Origin of the sequence: Pseudomonas sp. CVAP#3, from assembly GCF_018986375.1 — a bacterium.
In the GTDB taxonomy this organism is placed as follows: domain Bacteria; phylum Pseudomonadota; class Gammaproteobacteria; order Pseudomonadales; family Pseudomonadaceae; genus Aquipseudomonas; species Aquipseudomonas helvetica.
Map to the genome: position 1 here is coordinate 189,821 of NZ_JAHMSC010000004.1, position 18,210 is coordinate 208,030.

Annotated in this window: 16 protein-coding genes; 5 read left to right on the top strand and 11 right to left on the bottom strand. The window is 61.6% G+C overall.

Annotation, left to right across the window (positions count from 1 at the left end; all coding sequences use genetic code 11):
• Nucleotides 1-36 precede the first annotated feature (36 nt).
• Both KRR23_RS09260 and KRR23_RS09265 read left to right on the top strand, forming a co-directional pair.
• The gene (locus KRR23_RS09260) at nt 37-1,191 is read left to right on the top strand and encodes an SRPBCC family protein (protein WP_216742263.1); all 1,155 of its coding nucleotides are present in this window, start codon (nt 37-39) and stop codon (nt 1,189-1,191) included.
• On the top strand, nt 1,191-2,297 hold the full coding sequence (locus tag KRR23_RS09265) for an SMP-30/gluconolactonase/LRE family protein (protein WP_216742264.1): 1,107 nt from the start codon (nt 1,191-1,193) through the stop codon (nt 2,295-2,297). The genes KRR23_RS09260 and KRR23_RS09265 overlap by 1 nt, the downstream gene beginning before the upstream one ends.
• A gap of 39 nt (nt 2,298-2,336) precedes the next feature.
• On the opposite strand, the gene KRR23_RS09270 is transcribed toward KRR23_RS09265, so the two are convergent.
• From KRR23_RS09270 to KRR23_RS09310, 9 genes are all read right to left on the bottom strand, one after another.
• Entirely contained in the window at nt 2,337-2,576 is a 240-nt protein-coding gene (locus tag KRR23_RS09270; RefSeq protein ID WP_216742265.1) for a YdcH family protein, read from the bottom strand.
• Between the two features lie 208 nt (nt 2,577-2,784).
• Complete coding sequence (locus tag KRR23_RS09275) at nt 2,785-3,444, bottom strand: DUF799 domain-containing protein (protein WP_216742266.1); 660 nt, start codon at nt 3,442-3,444, stop codon at nt 2,785-2,787.
• On the bottom strand, nt 3,441-3,812 hold the full coding sequence (locus KRR23_RS09280) for a DUF4810 domain-containing protein (RefSeq protein WP_054596990.1): 372 nt from the start codon (nt 3,810-3,812) through the stop codon (nt 3,441-3,443). Before KRR23_RS09280 ends, KRR23_RS09275 begins: the two co-directional genes overlap by 4 nt.
• Nucleotides 3,813-3,842: 30 nt before the next feature.
• Entirely contained in the window at nt 3,843-4,517 is a 675-nt protein-coding gene (locus tag KRR23_RS09285) for a CsgG/HfaB family protein (RefSeq protein ID WP_162491272.1), read from the bottom strand.
• Nucleotides 4,518-4,722: 205 nt separating this feature from the next.
• On the bottom strand, nt 4,723-7,821 hold the full coding sequence (locus KRR23_RS09290; protein WP_216742267.1) for an error-prone DNA polymerase: 3,099 nt from the start codon (nt 7,819-7,821) through the stop codon (nt 4,723-4,725).
• A complete protein-coding gene (locus KRR23_RS09295) occupies nt 7,797-9,212 on the bottom strand; it encodes a DNA polymerase Y family protein (protein WP_216742268.1) in 1,416 nt (471 codons plus the stop codon). Before KRR23_RS09295 ends, KRR23_RS09290 begins: the two co-directional genes overlap by 25 nt.
• A 7-nt stretch (nt 9,213-9,219) precedes the next feature.
• Entirely contained in the window at nt 9,220-9,837 is a 618-nt protein-coding gene (imuA, locus tag KRR23_RS09300) for a translesion DNA synthesis-associated protein ImuA (RefSeq protein ID WP_145014601.1), read from the bottom strand.
• On the bottom strand, nt 9,837-10,454 hold the full coding sequence (lexA, locus tag KRR23_RS09305) for a transcriptional repressor LexA (RefSeq protein ID WP_216742269.1): 618 nt from the start codon (nt 10,452-10,454) through the stop codon (nt 9,837-9,839). Before lexA ends, imuA begins: the two co-directional genes overlap by 1 nt.
• A 47-nt stretch (nt 10,455-10,501) precedes the next feature.
• Nucleotides 10,502-11,419 carry a LysR family transcriptional regulator gene (locus KRR23_RS09310; protein ID WP_216742270.1) on the bottom strand — a complete coding sequence of 306 codons (918 nt, stop codon included), beginning with the start codon at nt 11,417-11,419 and terminating at the stop codon, nt 10,502-10,504.
• Nucleotides 11,420-11,523: 104 nt separating this feature from the next.
• On the opposite strand from KRR23_RS09310, the gene KRR23_RS09315 reads away from it, so the two are divergent.
• Nucleotides 11,524-13,269 carry an amidohydrolase gene (locus KRR23_RS09315; protein WP_216742271.1) on the top strand — a complete coding sequence of 582 codons (1,746 nt, stop codon included), beginning with the start codon at nt 11,524-11,526 and terminating at the stop codon, nt 13,267-13,269.
• A gap of 96 nt (nt 13,270-13,365) precedes the next feature.
• On the opposite strand, the gene KRR23_RS09320 is transcribed toward KRR23_RS09315, so the two are convergent.
• Entirely contained in the window at nt 13,366-14,253 is an 888-nt protein-coding gene (locus KRR23_RS09320; protein ID WP_216742272.1) for a Dyp-type peroxidase, read from the bottom strand.
• Between the two features lie 319 nt (nt 14,254-14,572).
• On the opposite strand from KRR23_RS09320, the gene KRR23_RS09325 reads away from it, so the two are divergent.
• Nucleotides 14,573-16,198 carry an NADP-dependent glyceraldehyde-3-phosphate dehydrogenase gene (locus KRR23_RS09325; protein ID WP_216742273.1) on the top strand — a complete coding sequence of 542 codons (1,626 nt, stop codon included), beginning with the start codon at nt 14,573-14,575 and terminating at the stop codon, nt 16,196-16,198.
• A gap of 30 nt (nt 16,199-16,228) precedes the next feature.
• The gene (locus tag KRR23_RS09330; RefSeq protein WP_216742274.1) at nt 16,229-17,308 is read left to right on the top strand and encodes an FUSC family protein; all 1,080 of its coding nucleotides are present in this window, start codon (nt 16,229-16,231) and stop codon (nt 17,306-17,308) included.
• Nucleotides 17,309-17,314: 6 nt separating this feature from the next.
• Here KRR23_RS09330 and KRR23_RS09335 read toward each other — a convergent pair whose 3' ends face one another.
• A complete protein-coding gene (locus tag KRR23_RS09335) occupies nt 17,315-18,208 on the bottom strand; it encodes a DMT family transporter (protein ID WP_216742275.1) in 894 nt (297 codons plus the stop codon).
• Between the last annotated feature and the right edge of the window lie 2 nt (nt 18,209-18,210).

The following is an 18,210-nucleotide window of genomic DNA, read 5'->3' on the forward strand; positions in this document are numbered from 1 at the left end:
GTCTTTGGTTAATAACAACGACAACAGGTGATCGCGGTGAGGCAAACCACGCAGGCGTTTCGTGCCCGTTACCGGGCCGATATTCATCGGCTCTACAACCCGTGGCTGCACGGCGGTTTTGTATTGGCCTTCGGTGTGCTGGGCATCACGCTGTTCTGGAGCACCGTGCACCAGGTGCAACCGCTGGAGTGGCTGGCGGTGCCGCTGACGCTGTTGTTTTTCAATTTCGCGGTCTACGTGGTGCACCGGCACCTGGGCCATCACAAAAAGGCTTTTGCGCGGTTGTTCTATACCCGGCACGCGGGCGATCACCACAGTTTTTTTGCCCCCGGCTACATGACCTACGATACGGCGCGCGACTGGCGGGTGATTCTGTTTCCGGCGTGGCTGATTGTGCTGCACAGCCTGGTGATCACCCTGCCCGCCTGGTGGTTGCTCAAACACCTCAATGGCAACGTCGCCGGACTGTTCGCAGGCTGCATGATCCTCGGCTACCTGGCCTACGAGGTGTTTCACGCCTGCGAACATCTGCCGCCGAACAATCCCGTCACCCGCCTGCCGTGGATTCGTCAGATGCGCCGCCTGCACGCACTGCATCACCGTCGCGAGCTGATGCAGGAGCGCAATTTCAACATCGTTTTTCCGCTGATGGACTACCTGTTTGGCACGCTGTATTGGGAGGCTGAACCCGATCATTCGCACCTTCAAACACGGCGAGCGCCCATGACCCGCCTGCAACACCGGATCGACATCGCGCGCGACCCGATCGCCGTGCTCGCCTACGCCAGCGCCGCGACGCGTTGGCCTGAGTGGCACCCTTCATCGCTGAAGGTCGACGGCCAGCCAGGACCACTGTACGCGGGGGCACGCTTTGAAGAGGACATTCATGCGGGTGGGCGGGCCGGGCATTTGAGCTGGGAGGTCGACGAATATTTGCCGGGGCGGCGCTGGAGCGCTCGCGCTCAGGGTGATCATGGCCTGGAACTGCTGCTGACCTATGAATGCGCCAGCGAGGGTGGCGGTACGCGCTTTGTTCGCACCCTGGAATACCGCTTCAGCGGACGGTTGATGCGCCTGGCCAATCGACTACTGCTCAAGCGGCGTATCGAGCACGAATCGGCAGTCTCGATGCTGGCCTTGCGCGATATGGCACAACGGATGATTCCGGTCCAGACAGGGGCAATCGCCTGATGCGCAATACACCACGTCGAATCAGCGTTCACAGGGTGCTGATAGTACTGCTGGTCGTGATCGGCCTGTTTCTGTTTCTCGCGCCGACCAAGGTTCAACCGGTGGCCTGGACGCCGCAGCCGGCCCCCTCATTGCAATCCGGGGTCTTCGCCGAGAACCGGATACTCAAAGGCCTGGAACAGACCGGCGCGGCGAACATCAACGGGCCCGAGGCACTGTTGCTGGAGGACGGCTTCCTGATCACCGGTCTGCACGATGGCCGGGTGATCCGCACCAGCCTCGATGGCAAGACGCTCAAGGTGCTGACCAACACCGGCGGTCGGCCGTTGGGCCTGGCGCGTCATCCGGACGGTCGGCTGATCATTGCCGACGCGATCAAAGGCTTGCTGTCCCTCGACGCCCAGGGTCAGTTGATTGCGTTGAGCACTGAAGCCAACGGCCTGCCCTTTGGCTTCACCGACGATGTCGCCGTCGACAAGACCGGGCATTACGCCTATTTCAGCGACGCTTCCAGTCACTGGGGGTATGGCAAGGATGGCGAAGCGATTATCGAGCACGGCGGCGACGGTCGCCTGTTACGTTACGACTTCCAGACAGGAAAAACCGAACAGCTGATCGACCAGCTGGAATTCGCCAACGGTGTCACGTTGGGGCCAAACGATGCTTTTGTGCTGGTCAATGAAACCGGCGCCTATCGCATCACCCGCTATTGGTTGAGCGGTCCCCGGGCGGGCAGCCACGAGGTGTTCGTCGACAACCTGCCAGGCTTGCCGGACAACCTCAGTTTCAATGGCCATGAGCGTTTCTGGGTCGCGCTGTACGCGCCCCGTAACGCCCTGCTCGACGGCACGGCCGGGTATCCGTTTGTGCGCAAGATGATCGTGCGGGCAATGATGGTTTTGCCCAAACCGGTAGAAAAGCGTGCGTTCGCGGTGGGCCTGGACCTGGACGGCAGGATCATCGCCAATCTGCAGGACGCCAGCAGCGGCAATTACTCACCTATCACCACGGTTCGCGAGTACGGCGACTGGTTGTATTTCGGCTCGCTCAAATCCAGCCACATGGCGCGGTTGCCATTGGCCAAAGCGTTGCAATCATCAGAGTAGGGGCCGAACAGGGGGCGACAAGGCGCCCCCCTACGTTGGTCACGTTCTGACAGAACCGTTCAAACTCCGGGATATTTCGTCTTTGATCGAAAGGCGCTTTGCCTTGAGCTTTGTCACTTCGTCATCTGCCAGAGCCTGGGCTTCTGCCTTCAGGACCTGCTTGTCGATATCCGAATATTTGTCCAGCAGCGCGTTCAGGTGAGGATCATTGGCACGCTTTTGCTGAATGACTTCCTTTGAGCAGCTCAGGTCCTGATACAGGTCATGATTAACCGGCATGGAACACCTCCGTTTGTTGATCGGTGGCGAACGCCTTTGCGCGCGCTCGCCAGTTATCAGAATGGCCTCGCTCGGCGGTTGCTGTCGACTATCAATCAGACCAGCGGTGCCCGTTGGTCGGACGTGTCGTTATTGTCAGCGCCCTCACCCACCAGAATAGTCTCGTGCCCGCCGCTGTGTTGAGCACCGCATGTCGGCAACCGGAATATCAGTCGGTGCCGTACATCGGCGACCGCGGCCCGTACAGCAAGCCCGCTGGGTGCCCCACTGACAACAGTCGTGCGCTGGTGATACCGGCAATCGGGTGAGCGGCGTCGGTTGAGCTGTTGATGACCTGCTTGACCGCTGCGGTGATCAGCAGACCCACCAAACCACCTGAGTTGTTGTTGCCACCCTCTTCGCTCGACGCGCTGGCCGAGCCAGTCCACAAGGTTGTGCCCGTCTTGAGGTCCATCAGTTTCGCGCTGGCGGTAACCACGGTTGCACTGGAGATCACCATGTAGCGAGTGCCGTAGTCAGTCACGGTAATGTAGAGCGCGGCATCGGCACCGAAGATTTCTTGCAGTTTGTTGGCCGGCGCCTGGTGGATGTCCGCCGGCGTGGTCAGGCCGTTCTGGTGGAACGTCTCGTCGACCAGCGCGATCGGCAGCACGTAGTAACCGGCTTCAGCCAGCGGGTACGTAACCTGCGAGAGCATGCTGTAGGACGCCTTGACGTCCGGCGAGTTGTTCAGCGGCGGCAGCACCAGAATGGTTTTTGGACGGCTTTGCTTGTAAGCCGAGTAGTCCACGGTCTTGGGGCTGACGCAACCGCCGAGAACGGCCAGGGCCAGCAAACCGGCCATCAGTTTCAATGAGCGCGCGATCATTGGGCATCTCCGGTCTTGGCGTTTTTAAGCAGAAAGTTCATGTACGGCGTCGACTCGGGAAACAGGGTCTTCTCGGTTCTGAACTGCTGCACCATCTGATCGTCCTTGCCCAGGCTCAGGTACAACAGCCCCAGGTGCGCGTGGTAACCAGGCGGCGGAGTCTTGCCGGTGGACTTGATCTTTTGCAGGTCGCGCTCCAGCGCTTCGGCCTGGGCTTCCTTGGGCTCTTCGCCTTTGAAATACTCATAAACCTGTGGCTGGTAGCCTTCCCACTGGTAAAGGGTTTTCGGACTGTTGCATCCGGCCAGCAGGCCACTCACCAGCAACATCGACGCCATCGGCGCCCACGACATATAACGCTTGAACATGCTTGTAACGCTCCTTGTCATCGACCTTGATCAGTTGCCCGGTTTCCATGCACCTGAATTCATGCCGTCCACCAGGCGGTTGATCGCCTCGCGCATGGCCAGGTCGAGCACCTTGCCGTTGAGGGTCGAATCGTAGGCAGCAGTACCGCCGAAGCCGATGACTTCACGGTTGGACAAGGCATATTCACCTGCGCCCTGAGTCGAATAAACGACTTCCGAGGTGCTGATATTGACGATATTCAAGTTGACCTTGGCGTATGCCACCTGGGTCTTGCCACGGCCAAGAATGCCGAACAGCTGGTGATCGCCGGTCTCTTTGCGACCGAACTCGGTGACGTCGCCGGTCACCACAAAGTCGGCACCCTTGAGGCGCTGGGACTGCCCCTTGATCGCCGCTTCCTGCTGGATCTCGCCCATGTTGTCGCGGTCCAGCACGCTGAAACGGTTGGTCTGCTGCAAGTGAGTGATCAGGATGGTCTTGGCCTGACCGCCGAGGCGATCCACACCATCGGAGAAGATCCCGCGCATGTAGCTCGAACGGTTGTCGAACTTGCCGACAGCCATCGGCACTCGAACACCGACAAAGGCCTGGCTGGCGCTTTCGACTTTGGCTACCGGCAATGCGCGGGAGCTTTCGGTCGCACACCCGGCCATCGCGCCTAATACGGCAATCGCTGCCCCTGATACCACCATTCGAGAGATCATTCTCACTGTGCACTCCTTCTGAAAAACGGTTTATCCCGGCATGACAGCGACCCGCCACTACGGATTGTGGTGGCGAAAAAGCGATGGGGATTCGAATCGATAAGCGACGTGCAGGACGTCGGCGGGCGGCATTATGCCAAAGTGCACTATTGAAGACAGTGTTTAAATTTTTTTTGGCGTCAGCTCTTTGAGCGATCCGGGTGACTTAGTGAAAGTCCCGGCTGTGCACGCTGATGCCGTTGAGCAACGGGCTCAGGTCACTCAAACGTCCGGCGATCAGGTGCCGGACTTCGCCGACCTTCTCCCAGCGGCCGTCGATCTTGAGCAATTGCGAGCCGATCAGTGCTTTGCGTTGACGCTCGGCGAGGTCGCGCCAGACCACGACGTTGATGTTGCCGAACTCGTCTTCAAGTGTCACGAAGGTCACGCCACTGGCCGTGCCCGGGCGTTGGCGGCCGGTGACCAGGCCGGCGACGCTGACGTTGCGCCCATGTTCGACCTCCAGCAACTCCCGTGAACTGCGGCAACGTCGGGAGCGCAACTCATCGCGCAACAATGCCAGCGGATGCGGGCCGAGGGTCGTGCCGACGCTGCTGTAATCGGCTTGCAGGTCTTCGCTCACGGTCGGTTTGGGCAACACCACGCAAGGCTCTTCCTGGCTCGGCAACCCGGCGAACAACCCAAGTTGTTTCTGTACCCCCGCCACTTCCCAGCGCGCGCGATGGCGATCACCGGCCAGCCGGCGCAACGCTCCGGCGTCGGCCAGTTGTTCTTGGGCTCGGGCATCGAGTCGGGCGCGCTCGCCCAGGTCGGCGATGTCGATGAACTCACCCTGCAAACGCGCTGCTTCGATGCGGCGTGCATCGTCCTCGCGAAAGCCCTTGATCATGCGCAACCCCAGGCGAATCGCCGGTTGCTCACCGTCAGTCGGCTCCAGGCTGCAATCCCAATCGCTGGCGGCCACGTCCACCGGACGGATCTGTAACTGATGCCGGCGTGCATCCTGGAGAATCTGGTCCGGGCTGTAGAAACCCATCGGCCAGCTGTTGATCAGCGCACAGGCGAACGCCGCCGGCTCATGGCATTTCAACCAGCAGCTGGCGTAGGTCAGCAAGGCAAAACTGGCGGCGTGGGATTCGGGAAAACCGTAGCTGCCAAAGCCCTTGATCTGCTCGAAGATCTGCGCGGCGAATTCCTCCGAGTAGCCGTTTTTCAGCATGCCTTCGCGAAGGCGCTTCTGGTGCGGTTCAAGGCCACCGTGGCGCTTCCAGGCCGCCATGCAACGGCGTAACTGATCGGCCTCGCCGGGGCTGTAATCGGCGGCCACAATCGCGATCTGCATGACCTGTTCCTGAAACAACGGCACGCCGAGAGTGCGTTTGAGCACGGCCTCCAGCTGTACCGAGGGATAGGTTTCCGGCTCTTCCTTGTTACGTCGCCTCAGGTACGGGTGCACCATCCCACCCTGGATCGGACCGGGACGAACGATGGCCACTTCGATCACCAGGTCATAGAAGTTTTGGGGTTTGAGCCGGGGCAACATCGACATCTGCGCCCGAGACTCGATCTGGAACACCCCGATGGTGTCGGCGCGGCTGATCATCTCGTAGGTTTTCGGGTCCTCGGACGGGATTTTGGCCAGGCTCAGGTCCCGTCCGCGATGGTCGCGCAACAGGTCAAAGCAACGGCGAATGGCGCTGAGCATGCCGAGGGCAAGAATGTCGACCTTGAGCAGGCCGACCATGTCCAGGTCGTCCTTGTCCCACTGGATGATCGTGCGCTCGGCCATGGCCGCGTTCTCCACCGGCACCAGGCTGTCCAGCGGCTGCTCGGAAATCACGAAACCGCCCGGATGCTGGGACAGGTGCCGGGGGAAGCCGATCAACTGCCGGGTCAGGCTCAGCACCTGGCGCAACACCGGGCTGTCCGGGTCGAAGCCACCTTCGCGCAAACGCTCCAGCGGCGGTACATCGTCGCTCCAATGGCCGCAGCAATCGGCCAGCGCATTGACCTGATCCGGCGGTAAACCAAGGGCCTTGGCCACGTCGCGGATCGCGCCGGCACCGTGGTAAGTGCTGACCACCGCCGTCAGCGCAGCCCGGGTCCGGCCATAACGCTGGAACACGTACTGCAAGACTTCTTCGCGGCGCTCATGCTCGAAGTCGACGTCGATGTCCGGCGGCTCGTTGCGCTCTTTGGAGAGGAAGCGCTCGAACAGCATGCTCGTCCGGCTCGGGTCGATTTCAGTGATGCCCAAGGCGTAACACACCGCCGAGTTGGCGGCCGAACCGCGCCCCTGACACAGAATGCGCTGGCTGCGGGCGAAGCTGACGATATCTTCGACGGTGAGGAAGTAACTCTCGTAACCGAGCTCGGCGATCAGCTTCAGTTCCTTTTCGATCAGCGCCATGACCGTGCTGTCCGGCCCTTCAGGCCAACGTCGGCACAGGCCTTGTTCGGTCAACCGGCGTAGCCAGGAAGTCGGGGTCTGCCCTTCGGGCACCAGTTCACGCGGGTATTGGTAGCGCAACTGGCCTAGGTCGAAAGTACAACGTCGGGCAATGATCAGCGTTTGTTCGAGCAACGACACTGGATACAGCTCGCGCAACGCCTCAAGGCTGCGCAAGTGTCGCTCGCCATTGGGATGCAAGCGCTGCCCGGCGTCGGCGACCCGCACATGCAGACGAATCGCCGTCATGGTGTCCTGCAACGCGCGGCGGCCACGTGCATGCATGTGCACATCACCGCTGGCCACCACCGGAATCTGCAAGCGGGCAGCCAGGGCCTGCCAATCAGCCAGACGCCGGGCGTCGTTCTGCCCACAGTGCAGCTCAACCGCCAGCCACAGCCGCTCGCCGAAAAGACCTTTCAGCCAGGCGCCGTGTTCCAGTGCGTCAACGGCATCTGGCACCCACAACGCCAACAGTCCGGGCAATGGCCCGTTGAAGTCTTCGCGCAGCACCCGGTACTGGCCCTTTTCCGTGCGCCGTCGGGCGTGGGTGATCAGCCGACACAGGGCCTGATAACCCTCAAGGTTTTCCACCAGCAACACCAGCTTGGGGCCGTTCTCGATGCGCATTTCACTGCCGATGATCAACGGCAACTCCAGCGCCTTGGCCGCTTGCCACGCACGGACGATGCCGGCCAGGGTGCACTCGTCGGTGATCGCCAGGGCTTGGTAACCCTGACGTTTGGCCCGCTCGAACAGCTCAAGGGCACTCGATGCACCGCGCTGGAAACTGAAGTTCGACAGGCAGTGCAGTTCGGCGTAGCCGGCGCTCATGCGAACCAGCCTTGCAGCCACAGCGGCCCGGCCTCGCCCACCGCACGATAGGCCCAGGCCTTGGAGCCTGCGCGGGTTTCGATCAGGTAGTAATCGCGGCGCACGTCGGCGCCATCCCACCAGCCGGACTCGATGCGCTCCGGGCCCATGAGGATGCGCGCCGAGCCTTCATTCACGGGCAATGGCTCGGTCAGCAACCAGCCGGGACGCTGTACATCAGGCAGCGCCGGACAGGCCTGAGGCTGTGCATTCGGCAGCCAGGCACACTCCGGCCGGTGATCGGACTGAAAACCCAGGCCCTGCACCGCCTCATCCCCGAGCCGCGCACGCAAGCGCTCACGCAGTTGCTCCCAGGGCAAGGACTGTTGCGGGCGTTCGTCGAACAGCTCCCGGCGCTGCGGGACGAAGCTTGGCAAGTCTTGCGCCGACAGCCGAAAACCGCGCACTGGCGCTTCGACCTGCACCTGTTCCAGCCGACCGCGCGCGAGTTCGAAGAGCATCGCCGGGTCGCGCTCGGCGCTCAACAGGCCGACCTTGATCAGCGTGTCCGGCAACCCGGCGTGTTCCAGATGCAGGTCAAAGCGCTGCACGCCGCTGTCCCGGCCACAGAGGAACGCCGAAAGATCGCCGGTCAGCCGGCGCAAGGGGAACAGCAATGCCTGATGGGATTGCACATCGAAATTCAGCTCGATCCGCACATCGAAACGGTCCGGCGGCAGATAAAACCCCAAGGCCAGCGGCCGTTCGCCCAACAAGGTATCGAGGTGCTTGAGCACTTGCGCTTCAAAGCGCCGGGCCAGGGTTTGACGCGGCAGCGCCTGAACCTGGCGCAAGGTGCGCAAGCCCATGCGCGACAGTGCGGTAGCGACCGTTTGCTCAAGCCCGATCCGCTCGACAGGCATCTGCCCGAGCAATTGCCGTAACCCGTCATTGTCCGGCACCGCCAGGCCGTCGTAGGCATTGGCCAGGACCCGTGCGGCCAGCGGGTTGGGCGCCGCGACCAAGCGATGGCGAAACCCCAGCGCCGTGAGCTCTGCGCGCAACCGCGCCTCGAACTGCGGCCAGGGCCCGAACAACCCCAGGCTCGACTCGATTTCAAACAGCACCGCACGCGGGTAATGCACGCTGACCTGGGAGCTGAAGCGGTAGGCCCAGGCGGCGAGAAACTGCTGCCAATGCTCGATTTCGGCCACGTCATAGTCGGCGCTGACAAAGGCCTTGCTCAAGGCCTGGGCGGCGGTCATCGACTGGCCCGGACGCAGCCCCAATGCTCGCGCCGGTGCATTGACCGCTTGCAACACCCGACGCTGCGCCGGACCGCTCAGCAGCACCAGCGGTTCGTCAGGATCGCTGCGCTGACGCAACACCGCGTCCAGCGCCAACTGCGGGAAAAGGATACAGACCCAGCGCATGCCAACCTCACTGCCCGGTGGCGAAGGCAATCGGTGCCGAACGGGCCAGCCCGCCACGGCACTTGAGCACCCTTAACTGCGCGGGCCTTGAATCGATGGCGATGCGCAGGGCTGCCGGCGAAGGATTAATGGCGTCCTTGATCGAGCGATAGGCAAACGCCAGGGTCTGCCCGGTTTCCGCCGCCACCTGCAAACGGCGCAAGGCGCGGTCATCCGCCTGTTGCGGCCAGCACAACACCGCCCCGCAACTGCCTGAGCGCAGGCATTGTTCCGCCGCCCACAGTGCCTCGCGGTCACTGGCCTGGATGATCGACAATTGCCGCAGATCCACCCCGGCGTTCTGCCAGGCTTGGGGATACGGCACATGCGGCGGCGCTACCAGCACCACTCGCTCACCAGCAGTCGTCAGCCGGGCCAAGGTTGGCCATACCAGTTGCAACTCGCCCACGCCCTGCCCGGCGACAAGGATTTCGCTCAGCGCCGCTTCCGGCCAGCCACCGCTGGGCAACGCCGCGTCCAGTGCCGCATGCCCGGTCGGCTGCGGGCTGATGCTCGGTGGCGCGGGCCGGCCTTTCCAGACCTGGCCGCCATTGAACAGCGTATCCAGCGCAACGACGGCGCCCATCACCCTTGCCTCACCAGACCACAGAACACCCCTTCAATCGCCAGGTCCTGATCGGCGCTGACCACAATGGGGCTGTAATCCGGGTTGCGCGGCAGCAACCGCACGCTGTCCCCTACCCGCTCAAAGCGCTTGATGGTGACTTCGCCCTCAAGCCGCGCAACGACGATCTGGCCGTTCCGCACCTCGGCACTGCGGCGCACGCCCACCAGATCACCGTCGAGAATGCCGTCGCCGATCATCGAGTCGCCCTGAACCCGCAGCAGGTAGTCCGGCGTACGCGAGAACATTGCCGGATCCAGCCACAAGCGGCTGTGCACCTCGGCATCGACGCCCATCGGCACACCGGCGGCCACCCGCCCGAGTACCGGGATGTCCAGCAACTCGGGGCGACGCGGCTGATTGAGCAAGCGAATACCGCGGGCCTGATGCGGATTGACCTCGATGAAACCGGCCTCGGTCAGCGCCACCACATGCTTGCGCGCCACGCTGCGCGAGGCAAAACCAAACGCCTCGCTGATTTCAGCGAGGCTCGGTGACTGGCCTTGTTGCGCGATACGGTCGCGGATGAAGGTCAGGATGGCGGTACGGCGGGGGGTTAAAGTCGTCATGGAGTACATTTGTACTCCTCTCGGGTTTTCCTGACAATAACCGCCAGTCGTAACGCTTAGCCCAGGCCGCGCTGGCGCAGAAAAGCCGAAATGAAATCGATGAAAGCCGCCACCTTGGCAGTGGCGCGACGGTGACTGGGGTACACCGCCAGGATGTGCGAACCGAACGCGTCCGGATCAATTTCGTAGTCGGCCATCAACCGCACCAGCCGGCCATCCGCCAGATACGGCGCGGCACTCCACAGCGGTGTGTGCAGCAATCCGCGCCCTGCCAGCGCAGCGGCCAGCAGCAAGTCGTAATTGTCGCTTTTCAGGCGCGGCCGCGACGGCTGGGGCAAGCTGAGCCGTTGACCGTCGCGCTCGACCCACCAGAATTCACGGTTCAGGGCCGCATGGTGATAGAGCAGCCAGTGATGCTGATCGAGGGTCTGCGGCGTCACCGGAACCAGGTTGTGCGCCAGGTAATCCGGGCTGGCACACAGGGCCAGGCGATTCTCACCGATGACTCGGGCGATCTGTCCGGGCAGGTCGTCATGACCTTCACGCAATGCCAGGTCGTAGCCGCTTTCGAGCAGATCGACGAACTCGTCGCACAGGTCGATGTGCAAACTGATTTGCGGGTATTCATCGAGAAAGCCTGCGCATACCTCGTCGAGAAAGGCCCGACCAAAGGCCAGCGGCGCAGTGATTTTCAGTGTGCCCTGCAAACCATGCTGCACCTGCAGGATCTCTTCGCTGACCTCTTGCAGGCGTTGCAACACCTGACGCGCGGTCTCCAGATAAAGCCGCCCGACCTCGGTCAATAAAGTGCGCCGCGTGCTGCGCTCGAACAAGCGCGCACCCAGCTCATCCTCAAGATGGCTGACCGCCTTAGTCAGCGCCGACGGAGTTTTGCCCAGTTGCTGCGCGGCACGACTGAAACTGCCGTGCTCTGCGGTCGCGACAAACATTTTCAAGGCACTGAGCGTGTCCATGGTTTTTCCATTCAGGCAAAAGGGTTTTGCTGGTTTCAGGTGTTCTGCCCAGCGCGCCAAGCCACTAGTCTCGCTGCCAAACGAATAAAAACAAGGCACCCCGCATGAATAGAGTTATACCGACACTCCTGAGCTGCGCCGTGGCTTTTGCCTCGATGGAAGCCATGGCCGCCGCCGATCTGGTATTGATCAATGGCAAGATCTTCACTGCCGACCACGCCCAACCCAAGGTCCAGGCCCTGGCAGTGCAGGACGGCAAAGTGTTGCAGGTCGGCAGCGACGCGCAGATCAAGGCATTGATCGAGCCCTCGACCCGGATCATCGATCTGGCGGGTAAAACCCTGATGCCCGGCCTGATCGACAGCCATTCACACGCGATCTTCGGCGGCCTCGAACTGGCCTCGGCCAACATGGAAGATGAACAGGTCAGTCTCGAAGAGCTGGAAAAACGTCTGCGCGGCTGGCGTGACGACGGCAAGGCAAAACACGGCGATGTGCTGAGTGTGGCCGGCATGAGTTCGACCTACTGGGCGCAAGCCGAAGCCTTTGCCCAGCGTTTCAACCAGGGTGAATGGGCGCAGGTGCCGATCGTGTTCATCGGCAGCGATCACCACACCGCCTGGGCCAACAACGTGATGCTCACGCGGGCCGGAATCGACGCCGCGCTGATCAACAATCTGCCCGCCGCCGAGCGCGACACCATCGGCCGCCTGGCAAATGGCGCGCCCAACGGTTTTCTGGTGGATGCGGGTTGGGACCGGGTCGCTTCAGTCATGCCCAAAGCCAGTCCGGCGGACCTGTTGCGTGCAGCCCAGGCTGCGCTGCAGTTCAACAACAGTCTGGGTATCACGGCCTGGATGGACCCGGCCGCCAACGCCGCGCCGGGGGAACCGGTGTTCGCCCTCAAGCCCACGGAGAAAACTGTCGGCGTATTGCCGGTGTACAAGGCGCTGTCTGAAACCGGGGCCATGAGCGCGCACGTCGCCGCGCTGCTGGTGGCCAACCCGCGGAGCCGCCCGGCCGATCTGGAGACGCTGGACACGGTGCGCCAGCAGTTCCAGGGCATCCCGAACCTGAGCCTGCCCGGCATCAAGATCTTCGCCGATGGCGTACTGGAATTTCCGGCGCAGAGCGCGGCGCTGATTGATCCCTACAACAACTCACACAAACAGGGTGAGCTGTTGATCGATCCTGCGCATTTCGGGGAGCTGGTCAGTGCCGCCGACCAACGCGGCTGGTTGGTGCACATTCACGCCATTGGCGATCGTGCGGTACGTGAGTCGTTGAACGGCATCGAGCAGGCGCGCAAGGATCGACAAAGCGGCGTGACCCACTCCATCACCCACCTGCAACTGGTCAACCCCAAGGAGTTTGCGCGCTTCAAGCCACTCAACGTGATCGCCTCGATGCAGTTGCTCTGGGCTACGGCTGACGAGTACACCCTGGACATGATCAAGCCGTACGTCAGCGCGCTCGCCTTCCGCTACCAGTACCCGGCGCACTCGCTGCTCAAGCAAGGCGCAACGATTGCCGGTGCGAGTGACTGGCCGGTGTCATCGCCGAACCCGTTCAATGCGATGGCCCAGGCCATCACCCGTGCCGGGCCCAAAGGCGTGTTGAACGTCGCCGAGGGCATTGACCGCGAGACGATGTTCTACGCCTACACCGTCAACGCCGCCCGCACCATCGGCCTGGAACAGCAGATCGGTTCGCTTGAGCCCGGCAAGCAGGCGGACTTCATTATCGTCGACCGCGATGTGTTCACGGTCGATGAAAAAGCCCTGCATGACACTCGGGTGCTGAGCACCTGGTTCGCCGGCCGCGAAGTCTACGTCTCCGTTGCACACTAAAACGCAACTACCGCGCCCATGACATCTTGCCAGCGATGACATCTGTAAGACCGCCATCGCCGGCAAGCCGTGCTCCTACAGGATGCGCGTTAGTCTTCAGCCGATGTTCAGTGCACGCAAATCCAGCTGGCCGTCCTTGAGCGGCGGGCACCAGTAGTAACCGCCAGTGATCGGCCGGCTCATGCGGTACAGAGCGTCAACGACGCCATCTTCCAGGCCACTCATGCGGCGCAGTTGGGCTTCGAAGGCGTTGAAGGAATGACCGAAGGCCAGGAACATCAGGCCGGCACGATCACCTTCGATCCACGGCATCGAACGGCGCACGATGAAGGCTTCGGGGGTGAAGCTTTCCTGGGCCGTGCGTTTAACGTGGGCGGAAATTGGCGCGTCGTCGAGTTCTTCATTGTCGCTCTTGCGGCGACCAATGATGTTGTCCTGTTCATGGGACGGCATCGCATTAAAACCGTTCAGGTCATGCTGCCACTGCTGGATCGCAGCGAAGCTGCCACCCACCGGACTGTCCTCACCCTCGGCCACCAGCGCTGCGGCAACGGCGGCTTCGTCGTGGGGGTTTTCGGTGCCGTCTTCATAGCCTGTCAGGTCGTGGCCACTCATATGACGGAAGGCTTCATTCATCTGCACCAGGCGCAACGCCGGAGCCAGCGCAACTTCAAGGGCACGGCTGCGGTTAAGCAACTCGCCGCGATCCTCACCGTGCAACCAGCACCACAGCGCGTGCTGGGTCGAAGGGTTATCGACGCCAACGCCGATCATCGCCGGAAACGGTCGCAGCCCCGCTACTTTCGCGCCCAGTGCATTGACCAGCGACTTGCCAAAACCGACCACTGCCGACTTGCCGTCCACCAGTTTCATCAGGTTGTCGAGCGCAGCCGGCAGAGCTTCGGCGGATTCGAGAGCGAAAAACAAATGACGCGCCTGAGGCGGAACGGGGGTGGCAAGGATGCCCGGCTGGTAGTAACTCATGAGAACTCCTCTGGAAAGGCATGAAGTTTACCCGGCACGCGGCAGTTTGTGTGTGTTGAAAGGTGCAGGAGCGGTGCAGACACGAAACTGTGCTGATGTCGCTCAAATCCTCCGTAGCAGTTGCCGAAGCAATCTGATAAAACGATTCAGCAATGCTAATCATGGCGCACATCTTATGCCGAGCCAAAAGCGGCATCAGAATGATGTGTAGCCATCGCCGTCATTCCAGAAAAAGACACGGCTGACAGGTCTTGACCTCATGGCAGTGTCTGGCGATAAAAACCTTATCCGCATCACCCAATCCAGACGGGGTAGCGACATGAGCACAGAAAACATCCTTGGCAACCTGTTCCCGACCGCCCGCGACATCCCGGAGCAATACCGTCTCGACGGGCAGACTGAGCAACGCGAATACCTCGTCGATGGCGTCCTGAAAATCTGGAACGGCCCTCTGGCAATCGTCCGCAGCCCGGTCTACCTGACCGGCGAAAATGGCGATGAACAAGTCATTCTCGGCAGCACGCCACTGCTCGACGCCGACACCGCGTTAACCGCCCTCGACGCCGCCGTCCGTGCCTATGATCGTGGTCAGGGCAGCTGGCCAACGATGCGGGTGGCCGAGCGGATTCAGCATGTCGAAGCATTCCTCGCCCGCATGCGCGAACAGCGCGAGGCAGTGGTCAAGCTGCTGATGTGGGAGATTGGCAAGAACCTCAAGGACTCGGAAAAAGAGTTCGACCGCACCTGTGATTACATCGTCGACACCATCAACGCCCTGAAGGAACTCGACCGTCGTTCCAGCCGATTTGAACTGGAACAGGACACGCTCGGCCAGATCCGCCGCGTGCCGCTCGGCGTCGCCTTGTGCATGGGGCCTTACAACTACCCGCTGAACGAGACCTTCACCACGCTGATTCCGGCGCTGATCATGGGCAACACCGTGGTGTTCAAACCGGCCAAGCTCGGCGTCCTGCTGATTCGCCCGTTGCTGGAAGCGTTCCGCGACAGCTTCCCGGCCGGGGTGATCAACGTGATCTACGGCAGCGGCCGCGAGACCGTCAGCGCGCTGATGGCCAGCGGCAAGATCGACATCTTTGCCTTCATCGGCACCAACAAGGCCGCCAGCGACCTGAAGAAACTTCACCCGAAACCACACCGTTTGCGCGCAGCGTTAGGCCTGGACGCGAAGAACCCCGGCATCGTGCTGCCCGAGGTGGATCTGGACAATGCGGTCAACGAAGCCGTCACCGGCTCGCTGTCGTTCAATGGCCAGCGCTGCACTGCGCTGAAGATCCTCTTCGTTCACGAGCAAGTGGTCGACCGTTTCATCGAGAAATTCAACCACAAGCTGGCCTCGCTCAAACCCGGCATGCCATGGGAAAGCGGTGTGTCACTGACGCCGCTGCCGGAGTCGGGCAAGGTCGATTACCTGCATGGGCTGATGGACGATGCCGTGAGAAAAGGCGCCAAGGTGGTGAACGACAATGGCGGCCAGGCACGCGGTTCATTCTTCTATCCGGCGGTGCTGTACCCGGTGACCACCGACATGCGCGTCTATCATGAAGAGCAGTTCGGCCCGGTGGTACCGATCGTGCCTTATCGTGACCTGGACACGGTGATCGACTACGTCCTGGAGTCGGACTTCGGACAGCAATTGAGCCTGTTCGGCACCAATCCTGCCGAGGTTGGGCGGCTGGTGGATATCTTTGCCAATCAGGTCGGGCGGATCAACATCAACGCCCAGTGCCAGCGCGGTCCGGACACCTTCCCGTTCAACGGGCGCAAGAATTCGGCCGAAGGCACGCTGTCGGTGCACGATGCGTTGCGAACATTCTCGATCCGCACGCTGGTGGCGACCAAGTTCCAGGAGAGCAACAAGGAGCTGATCAGCGACATCATCCGCGGACGGGAGTCGAGTTTCCTCACCACCGACTATATTTTCTAACACGCACACCGAGGACACCCTGCGAACCCGATGACAGCCTTTCGATCATCTCGATTGCCTCCGTTGCTGCGCCGGCTGCTGCGTCCGCTTCTGGACCCGTACCGGCGCTATCGCAACGCCAAACTGATCCACGCCGTTCGGGTGTCGCTGGGGCTGTTGGCGACGATTCTGCTGACCACCGGCATCCACCTGCCCCATGGTGAATGGGCGTCGGTAACCATGTTGGTGGTGATCGGTGGTTTGCAGCACCACGGCAATATCGGCAAAAAAGCTGCCGAGCGCGCGTATGGCACGCTGATCGGTGCTGGCGTGGGTTTGCTGCTGGTGGCGCAGCAGGCCTGGCTCGGCATGCCGTGGCTGACTTACTTCGGTATGTCGGTGGTCTGCGGCTTTTTCTCTTACCACGCGATTGGCAAAGGTGGTTACACCGCGCTGTTGTCGGCCATCACCGTATTCATCGTCGCCGGACACGGCGACAACCCGGTGACTGACGGACTCTGGCGCACAGTCGATATCCTCATCGGGATCGTCCTGGCCCTGGCCTTTTCCTTCGCACTCCCGCTTTACGCGGTGTACTCCTGGCGCTACAAACTCGCCAGTGCCTTGCGCGACTGCGCGAGTATTTACAGCCGAATCATCAGTGGCCAGTCGGTCACCGATGACCACTACCTCAAGATGCTCAGCCGTCTCAACGGGATGATGGTGCAACTGCGCTCGTTGATGCCTTCAGTGTCCAAGGAAGTGCGAATGTCCATGACCGAACTCGACGCCCTCCAGCGCAATTTGCGGATGTGCATCAGCACTCTGGAAATCCTCGCCAACACCCGTCCCGAAGCAAGCGACGAACAGGCCATGGCACAAATGCAACTGGCGCTGAAAGCCGAGCACCGGCAGGTTCGCGTTTTACTGATTGGCATGGCCCGGGCGCTGCAATCCGGTACGACACAACGCCTGGAGCGCGCGACCGATGAAACCGCACCGCAGACTGCCATGGGCACCCCGGTCTACAGCGCGCTGGACGGTTACCGATTACTGACCCGGCAACTGACTGCCAACCTGAATGACATGCGCCAGCGCTTGGTGAAGACTGCGCCGCGCTGGAAAATCTGAGCGCAGTCACTGCGTCGCGACTTTACGGACGCCGTTGCCCCACCCCTGTTGCATACCGGCAGCGGCCAGCAGAATCGCGACCACACCGATCCACTGCAACAGTTCGAGGCGATGGCCGAAGGCGAACCAGTCGACGAAAATCGCCGCAATCGGGTAGATAAACGACAGTGCACCGGTCAGTGCTGTCGGCAGTTTCTGTATCGCGCCGTAGAGCAGCACATACATCACGCCGGTGTGCACGATGCCCAATGTCAGCAAACTGGCCCAGGCGCTGGGTTGTTGCGGCAACGCGGAAAAATTCGCCCAGGGCGCAAGCAACAGCACACCGGTGCAGACCTGTATCAACGCGATCAAATGCGGCGGTGTGCCGGTCAGGCGTTTGATGATCAGCGCGGCAAAGGCATAAAGCAGCGCGGCGCCCAAAGCCAGTGCAATCCCCAGCAGGTACTCACCGCCTCCCGCGCCCTGCTCGCCATGCGCACTGACGATTGCCAGCATTCCGAGAAATGAAACCCCGAGCCAGAACAGCTTTTGTGCGGTGATCTTCTCGCCGAGAAACAACGCTGCCAGACCGACCAGCATGAACGGTTGCACGTTATAGACCGCAGTGCCGATGGCAATCGAGGCCCGGGAATAAGAGGCAAATAACAGCACCCAGTTACCGACAATCGCCACCCCGCTGAGCACCGCCAGCAAGAATGTGGTGCGGGTCAGAATGCCCGGGCGCAGAAAGCCGAACACTGCGCAAATCAGCAGCAAGGTCGCAGCGCCGAACACGCAGCGCCAGAACACCACGTCCAGCACAGGCTGGCCGGAAACCAGCACGAACCATCCGATGGTCCCGGAAATAAGCATGGCGGCGGTCATTTCCAACGAACCACGACGCAGTGTTTTATCCATGA

Coding starts and splice junctions, on each gene's coding strand:
- KRR23_RS09325 (WP_216742273.1), top strand. CDS start 14,573: ATGAGCACAGAAAACATCCTTGGCAACCTGTTCCCGACCGCCCGCGAC.
- KRR23_RS09330 (WP_216742274.1), top strand. CDS start 16,229: ATGACAGCCTTTCGATCATCTCGATTGCCTCCGTTGCTGCGCCGGCTG.
- KRR23_RS09285 (WP_162491272.1), bottom strand. CDS start 4,517: ATGATCTCTCGAATGGTGGTATCAGGGGCAGCGATTGCCGTATTAGGC.
- KRR23_RS09265 (WP_216742264.1), top strand. CDS start 1,191: ATGCGCAATACACCACGTCGAATCAGCGTTCACAGGGTGCTGATAGTA.
- KRR23_RS09295 (WP_216742268.1), bottom strand. CDS start 9,212: ATGCGCTGGGTCTGTATCCTTTTCCCGCAGTTGGCGCTGGACGCGGTG.
- KRR23_RS09310 (WP_216742270.1), bottom strand. CDS start 11,419: ATGGACACGCTCAGTGCCTTGAAAATGTTTGTCGCGACCGCAGAGCAC.
- KRR23_RS09280 (WP_054596990.1), bottom strand. CDS start 3,812: ATGTTCAAGCGTTATATGTCGTGGGCGCCGATGGCGTCGATGTTGCTG.
- lexA (WP_216742269.1), bottom strand. CDS start 10,454: ATGTACTCCATGACGACTTTAACCCCCCGCCGTACCGCCATCCTGACC.
- KRR23_RS09335 (WP_216742275.1), bottom strand. CDS start 18,208: ATGGATAAAACACTGCGTCGTGGTTCGTTGGAAATGACCGCCGCCATG.
- KRR23_RS09270 (WP_216742265.1), bottom strand. CDS start 2,576: ATGCCGGTTAATCATGACCTGTATCAGGACCTGAGCTGCTCAAAGGAA.
- imuA (WP_145014601.1), bottom strand. CDS start 9,837: ATGGGCGCCGTCGTTGCGCTGGATACGCTGTTCAATGGCGGCCAGGTC.
- KRR23_RS09275 (WP_216742266.1), bottom strand. CDS start 3,444: ATGATCGCGCGCTCATTGAAACTGATGGCCGGTTTGCTGGCCCTGGCC.
- KRR23_RS09315 (WP_216742271.1), top strand. CDS start 11,524: ATGAATAGAGTTATACCGACACTCCTGAGCTGCGCCGTGGCTTTTGCC.
- KRR23_RS09320 (WP_216742272.1), bottom strand. CDS start 14,253: ATGAGTTACTACCAGCCGGGCATCCTTGCCACCCCCGTTCCGCCTCAG.